20 protein-coding genes are annotated in these 19,916 nt (G+C 43.0%); all 20 read right to left on the bottom strand.

Annotated features, from left to right (window positions below; translation table 11 throughout):
- Positions 1–8: 8 nt before the first annotated feature.
- Positions 9–854: a ribosome biogenesis GTPase YlqF gene (gene ylqF, locus LI288_RS03215; protein ID WP_227089405.1), complete on the bottom strand. Its 846-nt coding sequence runs from the start codon at positions 852–854 to the stop codon at positions 9–11.
- Positions 855–881: 27 nt separating this feature from the next.
- On the bottom strand, positions 882–1,439 hold the full coding sequence (lepB, locus tag LI288_RS03210) for a signal peptidase I (protein WP_227089404.1): 558 nt from the start codon (positions 1,437–1,439) through the stop codon (positions 882–884).
- A gap of 75 nt (positions 1,440–1,514) precedes the next feature.
- The gene (gene rplS / locus LI288_RS03205; RefSeq protein ID WP_022432146.1) at positions 1,515–1,862 is read right to left on the bottom strand and encodes a 50S ribosomal protein L19; all 348 of its coding nucleotides are present in this window, start codon (positions 1,860–1,862) and stop codon (positions 1,515–1,517) included.
- Positions 1,863–1,987: 125 nt separating this feature from the next.
- On the bottom strand, positions 1,988–2,503 hold the full coding sequence (gene rimM / locus LI288_RS03200; RefSeq protein ID WP_022432147.1) for a ribosome maturation factor RimM: 516 nt from the start codon (positions 2,501–2,503) through the stop codon (positions 1,988–1,990).
- An 89-nt stretch (positions 2,504–2,592) separates the two neighbouring features.
- Positions 2,593–2,823: a KH domain-containing protein gene (locus LI288_RS03195; protein WP_022432148.1), complete on the bottom strand. Its 231-nt coding sequence runs from the start codon at positions 2,821–2,823 to the stop codon at positions 2,593–2,595.
- 22 nt (positions 2,824–2,845) lie between these two features.
- Positions 2,846–3,091, bottom strand: a complete 246-nt coding sequence (gene rpsP, locus LI288_RS03190; RefSeq protein ID WP_022432149.1) for a 30S ribosomal protein S16 — start codon at positions 3,089–3,091, stop codon at positions 2,846–2,848.
- A gap of 43 nt (positions 3,092–3,134) precedes the next feature.
- Positions 3,135–4,484: a signal recognition particle protein gene (ffh, locus tag LI288_RS03185; RefSeq protein ID WP_227089403.1), complete on the bottom strand. Its 1,350-nt coding sequence runs from the start codon at positions 4,482–4,484 to the stop codon at positions 3,135–3,137.
- Between the two features lie 28 nt (positions 4,485–4,512).
- Complete coding sequence (gene ylxM / locus LI288_RS03180) at positions 4,513–4,857, bottom strand: YlxM family DNA-binding protein (RefSeq protein WP_227089402.1); 345 nt, start codon at positions 4,855–4,857, stop codon at positions 4,513–4,515.
- A 105-nt stretch (positions 4,858–4,962) separates the two neighbouring features.
- Complete coding sequence (locus tag LI288_RS03175) at positions 4,963–6,234, bottom strand: AI-2E family transporter (protein ID WP_227089401.1); 1,272 nt, start codon at positions 6,232–6,234, stop codon at positions 4,963–4,965.
- A gap of 135 nt (positions 6,235–6,369) precedes the next feature.
- Positions 6,370–8,514, bottom strand: a complete 2,145-nt coding sequence (locus tag LI288_RS03170; RefSeq protein ID WP_227089400.1) for a carbohydrate-binding domain-containing protein — start codon at positions 8,512–8,514, stop codon at positions 6,370–6,372.
- 407 nt (positions 8,515–8,921) lie between these two features.
- Entirely contained in the window at positions 8,922–10,139 is a 1,218-nt protein-coding gene (gene ilvA / locus LI288_RS03165; protein WP_022432154.1) for a threonine ammonia-lyase, read from the bottom strand.
- 32 nt (positions 10,140–10,171) lie between these two features.
- A complete protein-coding gene (gene ftsY / locus LI288_RS03160; RefSeq protein WP_022432155.1) occupies positions 10,172–11,095 on the bottom strand; it encodes a signal recognition particle-docking protein FtsY in 924 nt (307 codons plus the stop codon).
- 49 nt (positions 11,096–11,144) lie between these two features.
- Positions 11,145–14,720: a chromosome segregation protein SMC gene (gene smc, locus LI288_RS03155; RefSeq protein WP_227089399.1), complete on the bottom strand. Its 3,576-nt coding sequence runs from the start codon at positions 14,718–14,720 to the stop codon at positions 11,145–11,147.
- A gap of 3 nt (positions 14,721–14,723) precedes the next feature.
- Entirely contained in the window at positions 14,724–15,440 is a 717-nt protein-coding gene (rnc, locus tag LI288_RS03150; protein WP_022432157.1) for a ribonuclease III, read from the bottom strand.
- Positions 15,441–15,657: 217 nt separating this feature from the next.
- Positions 15,658–15,891 (bottom strand): acyl carrier protein, encoded by a 234-nt coding sequence (acpP, locus tag LI288_RS03145; protein ID WP_022432158.1) that lies wholly within the window; start codon positions 15,889–15,891, stop codon positions 15,658–15,660.
- A gap of 97 nt (positions 15,892–15,988) precedes the next feature.
- The gene (plsX, locus tag LI288_RS03140) at positions 15,989–17,017 is read right to left on the bottom strand and encodes a phosphate acyltransferase PlsX (protein ID WP_022432159.1); all 1,029 of its coding nucleotides are present in this window, start codon (positions 17,015–17,017) and stop codon (positions 15,989–15,991) included.
- Positions 17,018–17,093: 76 nt separating this feature from the next.
- Entirely contained in the window at positions 17,094–17,642 is a 549-nt protein-coding gene (locus tag LI288_RS03135) for a histidine phosphatase family protein (protein WP_022432160.1), read from the bottom strand.
- A 178-nt stretch (positions 17,643–17,820) separates the two neighbouring features.
- Positions 17,821–18,000 (bottom strand): 50S ribosomal protein L32, encoded by a 180-nt coding sequence (gene rpmF / locus LI288_RS03130; RefSeq protein ID WP_022432161.1) that lies wholly within the window; start codon positions 17,998–18,000, stop codon positions 17,821–17,823.
- A gap of 2 nt (positions 18,001–18,002) precedes the next feature.
- Positions 18,003–18,527, bottom strand: coding sequence for a YceD family protein (locus tag LI288_RS03125; RefSeq protein WP_022432162.1), 525 nt, complete (start codon positions 18,525–18,527; stop codon positions 18,003–18,005).
- 176 nt (positions 18,528–18,703) lie between these two features.
- A complete protein-coding gene (locus LI288_RS03120; protein ID WP_022432163.1) occupies positions 18,704–19,903 on the bottom strand; it encodes an acetate/propionate family kinase in 1,200 nt (399 codons plus the stop codon).
- Positions 19,904–19,916 lie beyond the last annotated feature (13 nt).

The raw sequence follows: 19,916 nt of genomic DNA, 5'->3' as shown, positions 1-19,916 counted from the left end.
ACCGCTCCTTATTCTTCCGGTACTTCCAGTGTAATTCTGCCGGTTCTTCCGCTTCTGAAATCATCCAGAACAATGCCCGCTGTCTTTTCATAATCGGTAATTCCGCCCTGCTTTACACAGCCGCGCCGTGCTGCAATAGCTTCCATGACCTGTAAGGCTTCTGCATCTTCTTCAATCCCATAGCGTTCTTTTAAGTTTCCGGGATATTCTTTTAATAAGAATTTAATTGTATCCAGTGCCAGCTCATCCAGATTTAACACTTCGTCATTCATTGAGCCAATCATGGCAAGTCGCTGTCCGACTTCCTGATTTTCAAATCGCGGCCATAAAATACCCGGTGTATCCAGCAGTTCCACATTCTTATTTAAGCGAATCCACTGCTTGCCCTTGGTAACCCCCGGCTTATTCCCGGTCTTTGCGCAGGCTTTTCCTGCAAATGCATTGATAAAGGTCGACTTTCCGACATTCGGAATACCGACGACCATTGCACGCACCGGACGGTTTAAAATACCCTTTCTTTTATCGCGTTCTATTTTTTCCTTGCAGGCAAGGACAATCGTCTGGTTGACCTGCTTGACCCCCGCTCCGCTCTTGGAATTTAATTTTAATACATAGAAACCTTTTTGGGTAAAATAATCAATCCACATCACATTTTTGCGTTCATCGGATAAATCGGATTTATTGAGTAAAATGATACGTGCCTTATTTTTTGCAAGCCCGTCAATATCGGGATTTCTGCTGCTTAAAGGGATTCTTGCATCAACCAGTTCAATCACCAGATCAATCAGTTTAATGTTTTCTTCCATCATTCTTCTTGCCTTGGTCATATGTCCCGGATACCATTGATAATTCATATTCTGCTCCATTCCGCCTGACGGCTTTTATAATAATCTCATTCTTTTCATCGGGCTTGCAATAAACCATACCGAACCCACGATGTCGTCTTTTTTCACAACGCCCACATTGGCAAAGCGGCTGTCTTCACTGTTATTGCGGTTATCTCCCAGTACAAAGTACTCATTTTCCCCCAGTGTCAGTTCACCTGCTGCCAGACCTGCCGTTAAAATGTCATCTTCCGAAACGTCATCTTCCAGCACACTGCCATTAATATATACTTTTCCGTCGTGAATCTGAATCGTTTCACCCGGCAGACCGATAACACGCTTTACATAAATCTTTGAAGTTTTTACACCATTCGGATGAAAGGCGATAATACTGTACCTTTTCGGTCCATGAAAGGAATATGCAATCCGGTTAAGCAACACAGTATCTTCATTTTCTATCGCCGGCTGCATGGAATTTCCTGAAATCGTTGTACGGTCACATAAAAACAGGGTAAGCGTATATGCCAGTAGAATCACAATCAGAAGGTCCGCAATCCACTTACACACTGTCAGTAATTTTGTATTTTCCTGATATCTTCTCTGAAATGAAATCATATGTACCTCACAATTTTTTATAAAATAAAAGGACAGACACAATTACCGTGTCTGTCCATATAAGCCGTTGAAGAATTAACGAACCAATTCTTTTACCTTAGCAGCCTTACCTGTTCTCTGACGTAAGTAATTGAGTTTTGCACGTCTTACTTTACCGCGTCTTACAACATCAACCTTTTCTACGATTGGAGAATGTAATGGCCATGTCTTTTCTACGCCTACGCCGTTAGAAATCTTTCTAACTGTGAATGTAGAACGAACGCCTGTACCCTGCTTCTTTAATACAGTACCTTCGAATACCTGGATTCTTTCACGGTTACCTTCCTTAATCTTAGCAGATACTCTTACTGTATCACCTACGTTAAATGCAGGTACTTCTGCCTTCATCTGTGCTTCTTCAATGTTCTTAATAATTTCGTTCATGTGTGACCTCCTTAATATTTGGATGTTCTTAATACATTTCCTGTAACAGAGGACCATCTCTTTTCTCACAACTAGTTAAGTCTAGCATACTCCAAATAAAAATGCAAGCACTTTTTGTATAGTGCTTAATTCATATCCAGCAGTCCCGGCAGCAGATGCACCGTCACCGTCTTTTCTTTCATGTCATGGGCAAGAATACACTGGTCAATAACCGGAATCAGTACTGTTTTTCCGTCCGGCGTTGTAACCTCATAAACATTGTTTGCGCCTGTTTCCAGCACTTCTGTCAGCTTCCCAAGGTTCATGCCGGTATCCGTAATAACATCCAGTCCGATTAAATCGCAGATAAAATATTCGCCCGGCTCGCACTTGACCGCATGCTCTCTTGTGACCATTAAATCTTTCTTGACAAACTGCTCAATGTCATTGATACTGTCGTATCCTTTAAATTTTATGATAACATACTGTTTAAAGAACTTCACCGACTGCACTTCCAGTTCAATATTTTCCCGTCTTCCTTCAATGACACATTGTTTTAACTTTTTAAACCGCTGAGGGTCGTCTGTTGTCGGAAATACTTTCACTTCCCCGCGGATGCCGTGTGTTGCCGTAATCACACCAACCCGTAATAAATCTTCCATAAGCACTCCATATATTTGAAAAAACCATGCAGAGGCTTGTGAATACTCACAAAACTGTCTGCATGGCTCTTTACATAGTCTTTATGACTCTAGTTATCGATTTCTACTATGACCTTTTTGTCAGTCTTTGATGCAGCTGCAGAAACAACTGATCTGATAGACTTAGCAATTCTGCCTGATTTTCCGATTACCTTACCCATATCGGATGGGGCAACCTTTAAGTCGACTATGATGGCTTTATCTTTTTCAGTTTCAGTTACAACAACTTCATCCGGATTATCCACTAATGCCTTAGCAATAATTTCAACCAATTCTTTCATAGATAATACCTCCATCAGGCTCTTACTTTTCGATACCAGCCATCTTGAAAAGCTTACCAACTACTTCTGTCGGCTGTGCTCCATTTGCTAACCACTTCTTAGCAAGCTCAGAATCGATGTTTAACTTACAAGGATCGTAATTAGGATCATAAGTACCGATTTCTTCAATAAATCTACCATTTCTTGGAGATCTTGAATCTGCAACGATAATTCTATAGAAAGGAGACTTCTTCTCACCTAATCTCTTTAATCTGATTTTTACTGCCATTTTGTATTTCACCTCCTACAATTATTCTGAATAAACATTTATGTTAAAAAGGCAGACGGAAACGTCCCTTTTTAGCACCTTTCATCATTCCCGGCATCTGTTTCATCATCTTTTTCATCTGGTCAAACTGCTTTACAAGGCGGTTGACTTCGCTGATGTCGACACCCGCGCCCTTTGCAATGCGGTTCTTTCTGGATGGATTTAAAATGTCAGGATTCGCTCTTTCCTTTGCTGTCATGGAATAGATAATCGCTTCTGTACGGCGCAGGTTATCTTCTGCATCATCCGGCACTGTCATGTTTTTCATCTGACCGCCAAGACCCATACCCGGAAGCATATTCAGAATCGAACCAATGCCGCCCATGTTTTTAATCTGTCCCATATAATCAAGGAAATCGTTAAAATCGAACTCGGCTTTTTTGAGCTTTTCACCCATTTTCTTTGCCTGTTCTTCATCAATCTGCGCTTCTGCTTTTTCAATCAGCGTCAGCACATCTCCCATACCTAAAATTCTGGAAGCCATACGGTCCGGGTAAAACTGTTCCAAATCGGAAAGCTTTTCGCCCATACCGACATACAGAATCGGCTTTCCGGTCACTGCCTTAATTGAAAGTGCCGCACCACCTCTTGTATCGCCATCCAGCTTGGTAAGGATTACACCGTCAATTCCAATCTTCTCATTAAATGTTGCAGCCACATTGACCGCATCCTGTCCTGTCATGGAATCAACCACCAGTATTGTCTGGTCTACAGCAATCTCCTGCTTGATATGCTGTAATTCTGCCATCATGTCTTCATCTACATGAAGACGTCCGGCTGTATCTAAAATAACAACGTTGAAGTTATTATTTTTTGCATGTTGAATTGCCGCTTTTGCAATATCGACAGGGTTGTTGTTCGTACCCATGGAAAAGACTTCCACGCCCTGCTTTTCACCGTTAATCCGTAACTGTTCAATCGCAGCCGGACGGTAAATATCACACGCAGCAAGCAAAGGCTTTCTGCCCTTTGACTTAAACTTACCGGCAAGCTTGGCAGTTGTCGTTGTCTTACCTGCACCCTGAAGACCTGCCATCATAATGACCGTAATCTCATTACCGGATTTTAATGCAATCTCAGTCGTCTCGGAGCCCATGAGAGAAACCATTTCCTCATTGACAATCTTAATCACCATCTGCCCCGGTGTCAGGCTCTGCATAACATCCTGACCGATTGCCCGTTCTTCCACAGACTTGATAAACTGCTTTACCACTTTAAAATTAACATCTGCTTCAAGCAATGCCATCTTTACTTCCTTCAAAGCGGTCTTTACATCTGCTTCGGTGAGCCGTCCTTTTCCGCGAAGGTTTTTAAAAATGTTCTGAAGCTTGTCTGATAAACTATCGAATGCCATAAGCCCTCACTTCTACTATACTGCCAGATTAAAAATCCTCAATAATTTCTTTTGCAATATCCTGTATCTTGTGAATACAGCCAATATCGCTCGAAGAAATATAATCATTCGCATACCGGTCAATTAAGTGTACCTTTTCCTTGGTGGCAATAAACTTCTCAATCAGATGAAGCTTTTCTTCATACTCGGTCAGTGTCTTGTCCACACGTTTTATCAAATCATGAACACCCTGTCTTGAAATACCGTATTCATCCGCAATCTCGCTTAACGAGTAATCATTAAATACGGCTTCCGTATAAATCTGACGCTGATGTTCATTCAGCAGCTCCCCATAAAAATCATACAGGAGCGTCTGCTCAACGATTCGTTCCATAAGCACCCTTCATTTCTGTGTTACAGTTTTTCTGTCGAATGACAAAATTTATACTATCACAGAAGCAAATACGTGTCAAGCAAAAATACTTGACACTTTTAATTTTTATTGTTTTATTTTCCGTACAATTGTTTCCTCCGGCTGCTTTGGCGGAAAATCCCGCTCGTACTGTACAAGCATTTCTTCCTGTCCGTTGCGGCGCAGTCCCTTTGCAACCAGCTGGGATATAATGTGGTAAATTACGGCAAATACCGGAACGCCGATTAACATTCCTGCAAATCCCCACAAATCCCCAAATAAAAGAATCGAAAAAAGCACCCAGAAGCTGGAAAGCCCTGTCGTATCACCAAGAATCTTCGGTCCTAAAATGTTACCGTCAATCTGCTGTAAGATAAAATCAAATACCACAAAAAATACACACTGTACCGGATTGACGATTAAAATCAGCAGTGCTGATGCAAACAGTCCGATATACCAGCCAAAAAACGGTATCACATTAAAAATACCGACAATCACGGCAACCAGCACCTCACTCATTGTCACCTGTGCCCCGGTGATGACCTTAAACAGCATCATGCTGACGTAACAGATTACCGCAACAATCACGGCATCAACAATTTTTCCATTGATAAATCCGCTGAATGTCTTATCTGCAAAATAAACTTCATCCATAATCGAATCCGCTGCCTCTTTTTTGAAAATACTATATAAAATCAGCTTCCCCTGTCTTGCAAGTTTCTTTCTTGAAAGCAGTAAATATATTGCAACAATCACACCAATAAACAAATTCAGCATCAGCGTAAAGAAACTGATCACACCGCTTGATAATCCCGTTGCGATATTTTCTACGGATTCTAACAGTCCGTTTGAGAGCCAGTCCGTAATAAAATGATACCCTTTATCTACCAGCTCCTGCGAAACTGCCAGAAGCTGCTCGTTGGAATTTAACATTTTCTCTAACCACTTTACCAGTCTGTCCGCGCTGTCCGGCAGAATCTGAACCAGACGGATCACACTTGTAATCAGCTGCGGTACAATAATAATGATAATGAGATAAATGACAACCAGTGTAATAAAGATTCCCGTAAAAACACTTGCCGTCAATGCCAGCTTTTCCTTTTTTGCCTGTTTTATCCGCTCTGTCTTTTCAAGTATCCGCAGATAAAACTTTTCAATTGTCCTGCACAGCGGACAAATCATATACGCCAGCGCCGCTCCGATTATAAACGGCATCAGGGTATTAAAAATATGCCGCAGTGCCTGTTTGATTTCTCCATATCTGAAAATGATAAAGAAGACGATGATTGAAAGGACAATCACACCAAACAGACTCACTGCCGCATATATGTATTTTTTATAAGGATGATTTTTCATCATTCCGGAAGCACCCCATTTCATCTAATTCTGTAGTACTTCCTATTATAGTATATTTTTTGCGTATTGCAAAATTATTTTTTCATATTCTTACAGACTGTCCGGCAGACCGGTTATCCGGCGAAACAGCCTTCCTTTTTAGATGCCGTTAGAAGAACTGTTCTGAGCGTTCATGCCGCCGTTTCCGCCGGCATTGCCGCCCATCTGACCGCCCATCTGACCGCCCATCTGACCGCCGCCGGTTGTTCCGTCAGGCATACCCGGTACCTCTCCCTGTGTTCCATCCGGCATCTGTGGTGCATTTCCCTGACCATCTGTTGTGCCGTCCGGCAGGCTCATACCACCGCCTGCATTTCCGTTGGCATCACCACCTGTACCGTTTCCTGACTGCATGCCGCCCATCTGACCGCCGCCCATTTTTCCGCCACCCTGTGCGCCGCCGCCCATAGATGAAATACCTGAAGTCGTCACGCTGCTGTTTACGGTTACGGACTGGGATGTACTTCCTGCCGTTACAGTATAGGTTTGACCGCTCTTTAAATCACTGCTGTAGCAGACTGCCGCCGCATAGGCTTTTTCCGGTGTATAGCTAAGAACTGTACTGCCGTTGCTGTCTGTTATACTGAATGCCGTATTTGCCTGCTGTGAGGTAAATCCAGCCACAATGCAGCTTCCGTTTGAAGCTGAAGTCGGTGTTTCAACCATACCGTTTGAACCGAATGCCATCAGTGTACCACCGTTTAATACACATTCGCCGTCAAAATCCACTGCTGTATCACCGGAAGATGTCGGACCGCATACAATGGTTGTACCACCGTTTACCGTAATGCTGCCGTTAGAATCCAGTCCGTCACCGTCTGCTTCTACATAGAGATTACCGCCGTTAATCATCAGTGCCGAGCTGTTACTGCTGCTCTGGTTCTGACCACCCATGCCAAATCCGCCTGTCTGCGTCGTAGAAGAACCGTCCGAAGCATTGATACCGTCATCTTCTGCGCTGATTGTAATATCACTGTTATTAATCACAATATCCTTTGCTTCCAGACCTTCATAACAGTAACCGACTGTAATAGCGCCACCGTTTACTGTCAGACTGGAATCTGCATGAACACCGTCATCACCGGAACGGATTGAAATATTTCCGCTTTCAATCGTAATCGAATCATTGCTGTGAATACTGTCATCTTCTGTATCCAGTGTAATCGTTCCGCCGCAGATATAAATCGCATTGGAAGCCTTTAAACCCTTCATGCTGACAGAATCCGTATCGGAAGATGTTGAAGCTGATGATGCAGAAGTTCCCGCACTGCCGTTCTGTCCCGGAACACCCATGGTTCCCATGCCGCCCATTGCGCCGCTGTCACCGCTCTTCATGTCTACCGCCGCTGAACCGTTTCCTGTTGTAATGTCAAATGTACCATTCTGTATATCTAAAATATTTTCTGCCTGAATACCGTCACTTGCCGCTTCGATTTTAAATGTACCGCCTGCAATGATAATATTGCCCTTTGTCGTATCTTTATCATAAGTTGACTTCATGCCGTCCGTACCGGATTTGATTGTGAAGTTACCGTCTGCAATACCGAGCAAATCTTTTCCAATCACACCGTCTTCTGCCGCTGTAATCTGATACGTACCGGAAACCACTTTTAAATCATCCGTACTCTTAATGCCGTTGCGGTATCCTGCATTAATATTTAATGTACCGCTTCCGTTCAATACAAGGTCTGCTTTTGAATAAAATGCCGCTGAATAATCCTCGCTTTCTGTTGTGCTTCTTGCGCTGTCCGTAAATTTATTCACGGTATTATCCGCAAGTGTCACAATGACTTTTTTCGCACTCTGTACGATAAACGGCGCTGTTGTCGAACTGCTGATGTCCACACCGTTTAAAATAATGCGGACAGTTGCTTTATCCTCTGTATTAATGACAATACTTCCGTCACTGAGTGTACCGGATAAAACGTAAGTTCCTGCCTGCGTAATTGTCACGGTCGAGCCGTCTGCCGTGACACCGCTTCCTTTGACGGTACTGCCGTTCTGGCTTAATGTCACATAAGATGCTGTCGTACTGTCATAGGATGTAACTGTATCTTCTTCGTCAAATTCCAGTGTCAGTCCAGAGGTGTCTGCTACGCTCTGGGATGACGTTAATGTAATGCCCTGTTGTGTTGTCGCTGCTGTATTTTCTGTTGTCTGCGCTGTCAGCCCGCATCCAGCAATTGGAAATGTAAGGATTGTCCCGCAAATCAGCGCCACCGTCAATTTTTTATAATTTATCATAACTTTCTCCTTTTCCGCCGTTCCTGCCCGGCATATGCTTATTCGTTTTTGTCTTTGATGGGTATTATATTATCGGTTGGAAATGGAAGAAATGTGTAAAATGTATGTAAAAAGTGTGAAGTGGTGGAAGAACCATAAGGGGCATCCTCAACGTGTTACTTAACTTCGGCTGCCCCTTATGGTTCTTCCTTGAGGAGGATGGCATCCCGGACGGGGGTGGCAGTGGACGGCGGCTTTGCTTCGCTTGCCGCCTGTGGAGTGGGTGGGCGGGCAACTTTGCTTCATTTGCCGACTGTGGAGTGGATTCGGGTGGTCTAACTGACACAGCCCCCGCCGGTTCTATCCGAACCCTGCGGGGGCTGTATGCATATCTATGTATATCTTTTTATTCTAATCAGAATTTCTTCTTAAATATTGACCTTTACAATTCTTGGACGCAGTCCAGCTTTTTCAAGCTTTGCTACGATTTCTTCTTTGTGTTCGTGACCGAAAGCTTCAATTGTAATACGAAGTTCTACGGTTGCTTTACGATTGATGCTGACAAACTGGTTGTGTTCCAGTTTGATAACATTTCCGTTTGCTTCTGCAATGATGGAAGCTACGCGCACCAGTTCGCCCGGTCTGTCCGGAAGAAGTACGGATACGGTAAAGATACGGCTTCTCTGGACAAGTCCCTGCTGTACAACAGATGACATGGTAATAACGTCCATATTTCCGCCTGAAAGGATGGATACAATCTTCTTACCCTTTACATTTAACTGCTTTACAGCCGCTACGGTTAAAAGACCTGAATTTTCAACAACCATTTTGTGGTTTTCTACCATATCAAGGAACGCTACGATTAAATCTTCGTCCGGTACGGTGATGATGTCGTCGAGGTTTTTCTGTAAGTATGGGAACAACTTTGTACCCGGTGTCTTTACGGCTGTACCGTCTGCGATTGTGCTGACTGTCGGCAGTGTTACGACTTTCCCTGCCTTAATGGATTCCTGAAGGCAGTTTGCGCCGGCCGGTTCTACACCGATAACCTTAATATTCGGATTGAGCAGCTTTGCAAGTGTTGATACACCGGTTGCAAGTCCGCCGCCGCCGATTGGTACTAAGATATAATCTACTGTCGGCAGTTCTTTGATGATTTCCATCGCGATAGAACCCTGTCCTGTTGCAACATCTAAATCATCAAACGGATGTACAAATGTAAGTCCCTGTTCTTTTGCAAGCTTTAATGCGTATTCACAGGCTTCATCGTATACATTACCATATAATACAACCTCTGCACCATATCCCTTGGTTCTGTTTACTTTGATAAGTGGTGTTGTTGTCGGCATAACAACAGTTGCCTTAACACCGTACTTCTTTGCAGCGTAAGCAACACCCTGCGCATGGTTGCCGGCTGATGCGGTAATTAAACCTTTTTTACGTTCCTCTTCTGACATGGTGCTGATTTTATAATATGCACCACGTACCTTGTAAGCACCTGTATACTGCATATTTTCCGGCTTTAAATATACTTTGTTGCCGGACTGTGCGCTGAAATACTCGCTGTATACAAGATTCGTCTGCAAGGTAACTTCTTTTACTTTTTCCGCTGCTTCTTCAAATTTCTGTAATGTTAATTTTTCCATAACCTTCTCCATTCTCTTGCTGTTTGTAATCTTTATTCACTTTCTGCCACGTCAAATAATGCATTGACAAATGTATTGGAATCGAACTTCTGTAAATCTTCTACTTTTTCGCCGACACCGATATATTTTACAGGAATACCGTATTCTGCCTGAATAGCAACAGCGATGCCGCCCTTTGCCGTTCCGTCCATTTTAGTAAGAATAATACCTGTAATATCCGTCACTTCTTTAAACTCTTTTAACTGTGACAGTGCATTCTGACCGGTTGTGGCATCCAGTACAATAAGATTTTCTCTATACGCATCAGCATACTCTCTTTCAATTACTCTGTCAATCTTACGAAGTTCTTCCATCAGATTTTTTTTGTTGTGCAGACGTCCTGCCGTATCGCAGAGCAGTACATCGGCATTTCTGGCTTTTGCAGCGGCAATGGAGTCAAAAATGACTGCCGCCGGGTCAGACCCCTCACTCTGTGCAATGATATCACAGCCTGTACGGTTTGCCCATTCTGTAAGCTGTTCAATCGCCGCCGCACGGAAAGTGTCCGCCGCCGCCATTACAACTTTTTTATCCATCGCCTTTAAATGTCCCGCAAGCTTTCCGACAGACGTTGTCTTTCCGACACCGTTGACACCAATCAGCATAACAATGGATTTGCGGTTTTCAAATTCATACGCATTTTCACCCAGATCCATTTTTTCGCGGATTGTATCAATCAGAAGCTGTCTGCACGCCTGTGGGTCTTTAACTTTGTTTTCCTTGACCTTCTGCTTTAATTCCTCGATGATTTCTTCGGTGGCACGCACACCCATGTCGCCCATAATCATCGTTTCTTCAAGTTCTTCGTAAAAGTCATCATCAATTGATGAAAATCCGCTGAATACCGAATCAATGCCCGATACGATATTATCCCTGGTCTTTGTCAGACCTTCCTTTAATTTACTGAATAATCCCATACCTTCCCTCTTTTCTTTATCTGATTTTTTATTCTTTATTTTTGCTTTTTTATGAAGCCGGTTTTTCTTTTTCCAGATCGTCTGCAATCAAATCCACAGAAACCAGTGCTGAAACACCCTTTTCCTGCATGGTGATACCATAAAGACGGTCTGCCGCTGCCATTGTACCGCGTCTGTGTGTAATGACGATAAACTGCGTATGCTTCGTCAGCTTATGCAGGTAGTTCGCATATCTGCCGACATTGGAATCATCCAGTGCAGCTTCAATTTCATCAAGCAGACAAAACGGTGACGGTTTTAAATTCTGAATGGCAAACAGCAGTGAAATTGCCGTCAGTGCTTTTTCTCCACCGGAAAGCTGCATCATATTCTGTAATTTTTTTCCCGGCGGCTGTGAAATAATCACAATGCCTGCTTCAAGAATATCTTCACCCTCCACAAGTTCAATCGTACCGCGTCCGCCGCCAAACAGCTCCTGGAATACCTTATTAAATTCAGTTTTGATTTCCTTGAATTTTTCCTCAAACTGAATCCGCATACCGGTATCAAGGTCTTCAATGACCTGAATCAGTGACTGCTCCGCCGTAATCAGATCGTCATGCTGTGTCTTTAAAAAGATGTAGCGTTCATTCACTTCTTTGTATTCTTCAATCGCATTGACATTAACATCACCAAGACCGCGGATATCGGATTTCAGGCTGTGAATCTGCTTCTTGATTTCACCGAGATTCTCCATGGTTTCATCGCGCAGCTCCAGTGCATAACTGTAGGTCAGCTCGTACTCATTCCACATGTAATCCACGAGGGAATCATTGGCTTCGTTTAACTTTTCCTGCTGTGAAGCCAGACGGTAGCTTTCTTTATCCAGTGCGGCAATCTGTTCATTTAACTGCTCGCGCTTTTCAAAAAATGCCTTATTTTTCGTATTAGCTTCTTCGCGCTGCTTTCTGTATTCGGACACCTGCGCCTGTATCGCTTCCGCATCCTTTTGTGCCTGTTCAATCTGTCCTTTGACTGATTCAATCTGGCGGTGCTTCTGCTCAATTTCTACATTGGTCGCGGAAAGATTCTCAGAAAGCTGCTGTTTTTCCACTTCAGAATGTTCAATTTCCGCCTGAAGCCGGGCAATATTTTCACTGATAAAAGTATCCTTCTGTACTGTTGCCGAATACTGGATATTGATTGCCTGCGTATTTTCGATATAGCTACTTTCCTTTTGCTTTGCTTCCTCTAACTGCTTTGTCAGTTCATCAATTTCTTTCTGTGATGTTTCATTCTGCGTATCCAGCGTTGCAAGGCTGCCGCTGACATGGCTTAAACTCTCATCAATCTCTAAAATCTCTTTTTCCAGCTTTGCAGCCTCTTCCGATGCATCACTGTAAGAAGCAATAATTTCTTTCTTTTTGTTAATGGACTGTCTAAGATTTAACTCTGCCGTGTTTTTGGAAAGCTGCTCCTCACGCATCTGCTTATTGCTCTGCTCCAGTGTCTGACGCACTTCTGCCAGCTCTGCACGAAGCCCTGCAACCTGTTCCTTGGACTTTGTAATCTCTGCGCTGACTGCCGATACCGCAGCTTTTAATTCTTCAATTTCTCTTCTTCGTCCCAAAAGATTACTTGAATTTTTAAATGCACCACCTGTCATGGAACCGCCGGGATTAAGCTGTTCACCCTCCAGTGTTACGATTCTTAACGAATGTCTGTACTTTCTTGCAATCGCAAGCGCATTGTCAATATTGTCAACGACAAGAATTCTGCCAAGCAGGTATTTTGCCAGCTTTTCATATTCAAATGAAACGCGTACCAGATCGCTTGCCGCACCGATAACACCTTTTTCTTTCATGCACGGCTCACCCTCTAAGGTATTGCGCACCTGAATTGCCGAAAGCGGAAGAAATGTTGCACGTCCGAAACGGTTCTGCTTTAAATAGGCAATCAAATCCTTTGCCGTATTTTCATTATCCGTAACAATGTTTTGGATTGTTCCGCCCAGTGCCGTTTCGATTGCTGTTTCGTATTGTTTTTCTACTTTTACAATATCTGCAATAACACCTAAAATGCCCGGACGCTGTTCCTTTAATTCCATGATTTTGCGGATACTGTTGCCGTAGCCGTCATACCGCTCCGTAATGTTGACAAGCGATTCCAGTCTGGACTTTTCCCTGTGATACTGCTGCTGTTTTTTATCAATCTCAGAGCTGCCTGTGGCAATCTGCTCTTTTAAACGGACAACCTCCGCATTACCCTGTTCAATCTGTTCCGTCAGCTTCTTTATCGCTTCATTGGCTGTATCAAGCTGTCCTGTCTGTGTGCGGATTACCGAATCCTGCGCACTTTCTTCACTCTTTCCGCGGATAATGCGGCTGCTTAATTCCGCCTTGCGGATGTTGAGCTGTTCAAGCATTGTCTTATATTTCTGATTATCCGCATTAATCGTTGATTTTTCGTTTAAAATCTCAAAAATGGAATTCTGGCGGTTTTCAATCTCTGCCGTTATGCGTTCAATCTCCGCAAGAATTTCTTCATGGACCCTCTGTGCTTCTTCCTGCTTACTGCCATAAGCTGCAAGCTGCCCCGAAAGTTCTTCCTTTTGCTTGTTTAATCCATCAATCTCCGTATTTTTGTGTGCTGTTTCATTTTCAATGGCAGTCATACGCTGCTGATAGTGTGCTGCATTGACCTGAATCGTCTTTATCTGTTCTTCAAAAACCTGAATTTCACCGGTCAGACGCTGTCTTGTCAGTTCTTTTTCTGAAAGCTGCGTATTGTGTGTTTCAATCTGCTCATTAATCCGGTTTAATTCTTCCTCGGCTTTCTCATACTCTGCCTTGGTCGCCTCATAGCTTTCCTTTGCCTGTGCCAGATCCGAATCCGCAATGGCAAGCTTATCTTCCAGCCCCTTTAAATCTACCTTTAACTTGTCCGTTTCAAGCAAAAAGCCATTGACATCCAGAATTTTTAATTCTTCCTTTAATTTTAAATACTGTCTTGCCTTTTCGGACTGCTTTTCCAACGGTCCGACCTGCTTTTCCAGTTCGGACAAAATGTCGTTGACACGTACCAGATTGGCGCGCTCGCTGTCAAGTTTTTTCTGTGCTGAAGCTTTTCTGCGCTTAAATTTCACGATTCCTGCCGCTTCGTCAAACAGCTCACGGCGGTCTTCCGGTTTACCGCTTAAAATCTTGTCAATCTGCCCCTGTCCGATAATAGAGTAGCCTTCTTTTCCGATACCGGTATCGTAAAACAGCTCTGAAATATCTTTCAGACGGCAGTTATGTCCGTTCATCTGGTATTCACTCTCACCGGAACGGTACACCCTTCTTGTCACCGTAACTTCATCATATTCAACCGGCAGTGCATGGTCTGCATTATCCAGTGTAATAGACACATATGCAAAGCCGACCGGCTTTCTTGCCTCTGTTCCCGCAAAAATAACGTCTTCCATTTTTGAACCACGCAGCTGCTTGGCACTTTGTTCACCCAGTACCCAGCGGACCGCATCGGCAACGTTACTTTTTCCCGAACCGTTCGGTCCTACAATGCCCGTGATTCCGTTGTGGAAATCAAAAACAATTTTATTGGCAAAAGACTTAAAGCCCTGCACCTCTATACTTTTTAAATACATTGATTACTTTCCTTTCGGCATAAATTGTGTTCCATTCTTTTTCAAATGAAGCAGAGCGTTGTATGCCGCCTGCTGCTGCGCCGCTTTTTTGGTATGTCCCGTGCCTTTTACCACAAATAAATCCCCTGCTTTTGCAATTACATGAAACTTCTTATCATGTTCCGGACCTTCTTCACCTGTCAGTTCGTACTCCACCTCCAGACCGTGTGCCTGTACAACCTCCTGTAAAATGGTCTTGCTATCATAAAAGAGCTGCTTATTCTCCAAATCATTTAACACAAAACGGTGAATAAATTCTTTTGCATTAGCAAAACCACCATCCAGATAAATCGCGCCAATCAGTGCCTCCAGCGCATCTGAGATAATCGAATCCCTTGTTCTTCCGCCTGTTAAGTCTTCTCCTTTGCCAAGCATGATATATTCCTGCAAATGAATCTGTCTTGCACACATCGCAAGGGTCGGTTCACAGACAATGCTTGCACGCAGCCGTGTCATTTTTCCTTCATTCATATCGGGATTGCCGGTATAAATAAATTCACTTGATGTCAGTTCCAGCACGGCATCACCTAAAAATTCAAGACGTTCATTATCCTTGTAATTGCCTGTCTTTTTTTCATTGGCATAAGAACTGTGTGTCAGCGCATTTTTTAACAGTCCGATATTGTTAAACTGATACTGTATTATTTTCTGAAATCCGTCTAAATCGGTATTATGTTTCATCATCATTCTCCATATTAATCACCATTTCTGAGCGACACTGTCGCGAAGATGCGATGAGAAATCCGCGCAGGCGATTTCTCATCTGCAATAAAGCAATTTGCCTTCGCCCGGAGGCAAATTGCTGTGTGAAGAAGCTTTGATTTATGGCTTCTTCACAATATGCGCAAAGAATGAGGCTGTACCTACAGCCTCATTGTCTTTCTGCTTTTATGCTGTCTTACTGTGCTTTTGCTGCCTGAATCTGTTCTACAGCTTCGGCAACTGTTGTAATATGCTCTGCTGCATCTTCCGGAATCTGAATATCAAATGTATCTTCAATTCCCATAATAATCTGGAACACATCTAATGAATCTGCACCTAAATCATCTACAAAAGTAGACTCCATTGTAATCTTATCGGTATCGATGTTTAAAACCTCTGCAATAATTTTCTGTAACTTTTCAAATTCCATTTTCTAAACTTCCTTTCTTCTTTACATTTAATAACCTGATATCTGTATCGGACATCTGCCGCAGGCACTACATGTCACGACATTCTCGTATTCATCATCACGCTTCTGCTTCGTCCAGTTTTTCTGCCGAAATGGAAGCAATAATTTTTTCGTTGACCTTTTCACGCTGGAATTTCACGCACTGTAACAGCGAATTTTTAACTTCCATCGCCTTTGCATTGCCATGTGTCTTTACCACCAGTCCGTTTAAACCAATCAGCGGTGCACCGCCGTACTGCTTTGCATCAAATGACTTCATCGTATCGCTTAACGAATTTTTAATCAGCAGTGCGCCGATTTTCGTCTTTAAGCTGGACATTAATGTGGTCTTTACCTTTGATAAGAGCATCTTTGCCGTACCCTCGTACAGCTTTAAAATAACATTTCCCACAAATGCATCACAGACTATAACATCCGCATCACCGTTTGGAATGTTGCGCGCTTCAATACTACCGATAAAATTAATATCCTTACATGCTTTTAACAGTGGATATGTTTCTTTTACCAGCTGATTTCCTTTTTCTTCTTCCAGACCTACATTAACAATGGCAACCTTCGGATTTTTAATACCCATGATATTTTCCATATAGATAGATCCCATCTTTGCCCACTGGACTAAAAAGGACGGTCTGGAATCGACATTTGCGCCGCTGTCTACTAAAATAGAAACACCCTTTGCTGTCGGAATCAACGGTGCCATCGGTGGACGTTCCACGCCGCGGATTCTACCCACGATAACCTGTCCGCCTACCAGAATCGCGCCCGAACTTCCGGCTGATACAAATGCATCTGCTTTCTTTTCTTTGACCATTGTCAGCGCACGTACCATGGAAGAATCTTTTTTCCGGCGGATTGCCATAACCGGCTGCTCACCGGTTTCAATAACGTCCGGTGCATCAACCACTTCAATCTGTCCCTGCGGATAAGTGTATTTTGCAAGTTCTGCACGGACCTGTTCTTCCCTGCCGACCAGCTTTACAAGTAAACCGGCTTCTTCTTTCACTGCTTCTACCGCACCTTTTACAATTTCCACCGGTGCGTTATCTCCACCCATTGCATCGAGTGCAACGATTACTTTTTCACTCACTAAAATAGCCCTGCCTTTCCAAGCGTCTTCTATCTGATAATTTTACTATATCTGTGTCTTAAAATCAAGCATTGTATCAACACAGCTGCATCAGCTTACAGTTTTCTATTCCGGCAGACCAGAACTGCGTAAGCGGCAGTTTCTTTACCTGGCAGACGATGCTTGAATTCATTGCACCGTGTCCTACTATCAGAATATCCTTTCCCTGTGCAAGCTGCGGCTTTACAACCTTTTCAAGAAAATCGCCGGTACGGGCAAACAGTTCTTCAAAGCTTTCCGCCCCCTTATCCGCCACAAAACGCTCCGGTGCCTGAAATGCCAGATTGATTGGGCAGTCCGGCAATGCAAAGCTGTTTTCAATTCCTTCATATTCGCCAAAGCACATTTCCATAAGACGGTCGTCCGTTACAATCGGAACAGCTCTGCCTTCAAGCACCAGTTCCGCCGTTTCTTTTGCCCGTATTAACGGTGAACAGTAGCAGATGTCAAAATGAATCTCCCGATACCGTTTTCCTGCTTCCCGCGCCATTTTTCTTCCGTTTTCATTGAGTGGAATATCCGTCTGTCCCTGAAGCTTGTGCAATTCATTCCATTCCGTTTTTCCATGCCGCATAATATATAACATATAATCCTCATTTCTAAAAAACTTGATGTGAAGCGGCGATAAGAAATCCGCACAGGCATTTTCTCATCTGCCATCATAGATGTTTGCCTTCGCTCCAAAGCAGACATCTGTTAAAAATCAAAAAAGCCATGTACCGGATATCCGGCACACAGCTCCTAATAGCAGATTCTAATAAAAATTAGTCAACTGCAACGATTTCTTTCTTGTTGTATGAGCCACAAGACTTACATACTCTGTGAGGCATCATTAAAGCTCCACACTTGCTGCATTTTACAAGATTTGGAGCGCTCATTTTCCAGTTAGCTCTTCTCTTGTCTCTTCTTGCTTTTGAAGATTTATTCTTTGGACAAATTGACATGGTTACACCTCCTTAAAATTGTTTAAAATATCTTTGAAAACAGACATTCTTGGATCTAAGGACTCTCTGTCACAACCGCATTCCCCCTCATTCAGGTTCGCACCGCAGCGAAGGCACAGACCTTTACAGTCTTCCTTACAAAGGGTTTTCCCTGGAATCAACAGAAGAATTTCGCCGAAAACAAGTTTGTCCACGTCGAGGTTGTATCCATCAATATAGTCTTTTTCTTCCTCATCTTCTATCTCGCCGGAAGTTTCCTGCATATCAATATCTTTGTCAATATCAAAATGCATCTCGGTTCTTACCGGTTCTAAGCAACGGTCACAAGGAATTTCCAAAGCCACAAATCCGTTTCCGGAAATATGAAGCTTGTCTTTGCCTGTTCTTGTAAGCACAAGTTCTACAGGCTGCTTTTCCATAACAGGATATTCTGCAAGTGCCGTCCGGAATGTTTCCATTTCAAGCGGCGCAGATACTGTCATGTCATCCTTTGCACCAGATAAAAGATTTCTTAAATCAATTAGCATAATTGTCTCCAATTCACACTATCTCATGTGTCAAACCACACCAAATACGATATGTATTTTTCACACTTTGTCTATTATACGCACAGTATCTTCATTTGTCAATGAAAAATTACATTTTCTTTTAAAAAAAGAAGCCTGCATTACTGCAAGCCTCTTTCCCAACACCATACATACAATTACTGAATTAATGCTAATGTTTCTCTTGCAATTGCTAATTCTTCGTTTGTAGGAACTACGCAAAGCTTTACTTTAGAATCTGCTGTAGAAATAATCATTTCTTCACCAACAGCCTTTTCACTTGCTGCTTCGTCTAACTTCACGCCTAAATATCCTAAATACTGGCAGATCATTGGTCTTAACCATGCAGCATTTTCACCAACACCGGCTGTAAATGTGATTGCATCAACACCGTTCATTGCAGCTACATAAGAACCGATATACTTTGCTACTCTGTATGCATATGCTTCCAGTGTCTGCTTTGCAACTTCGTTGCCGTCATCCATAGCAGCCTTGATATCACGGAAATCACTTGAGATTCCGCCTGACATACCGAGTACACCGGACTTCTTATTTAAAATGTTCAGCATCTCTGATACTGTAAGGTTTTCATGATTGCAAAGGTATTCGATGATTGCAGGGTCTAAGTCACCACTTCTTGTACCCATAATCAGACCTTCAAGCGGAGTAAGACCCATAGAAGTATCTACGCACTTACCGCCGATAGAAGCTGAAATAGAAGCACCGTTTCCAAGGTGGCATACGATGACCTTTGCTGAATCCTTATCGAGATTTGCAAATTTGATTGTTTCCTTTGATACAAAGCTGTGGCTTGTTCCGTGGAAGCCGTATCTTCTTACATGATACTTTTCATAGTATTCGCGTGGAATTGCATACAGATAAGCCTTTGGCTCCATTGTTCCGCCGAAAGCTGTATCCCATACTGCTACATTTGGCTTGCCCGGCATAGCTGCTTCAACAGCTTCGATACCGATTAAGTTTGCAGGGTTATGTAAAGGTCCTAAGTCGAAGCATTCTCTTACAACGCTCTTTACATCTTCATTTACAAGGCATGATTCCTTATACTTTTCGCCTGCGTGAAGTACGCGGTGACCTACTGCTGCGATTTCATCAGCGTTCTTGATTACACCATGTGTTTCGTCTACAAGTGCATCAAGCACGAGCTTAACTGCAATATTGTGATCCTTCATCGGCTGTTCTACAACGTACTTATCCTTGCCTGTCGGCTTGTGTGTAAGGATAGAACCTTCAATACCAATTCTTTCTACAAGACCTTTTGCTAATACGCTCTCATCGTCCATGTTGATTAACTGGTACTTTAATGAAGAACTACCACAGTTTAATACTAAAATATTCATTACTTTTAATCTC

Origin of the sequence: Lachnospira pectinoschiza (assembly GCF_020564355.1) — a bacterium.
Classification (GTDB): Bacteria; Bacillota; Clostridia; order Lachnospirales; family Lachnospiraceae; genus Lachnospira; species Lachnospira intestinalis.
Note: the sequence above shows the minus strand (reverse complement) of the source record. Positions and strands in the feature narration are given on the sequence as shown.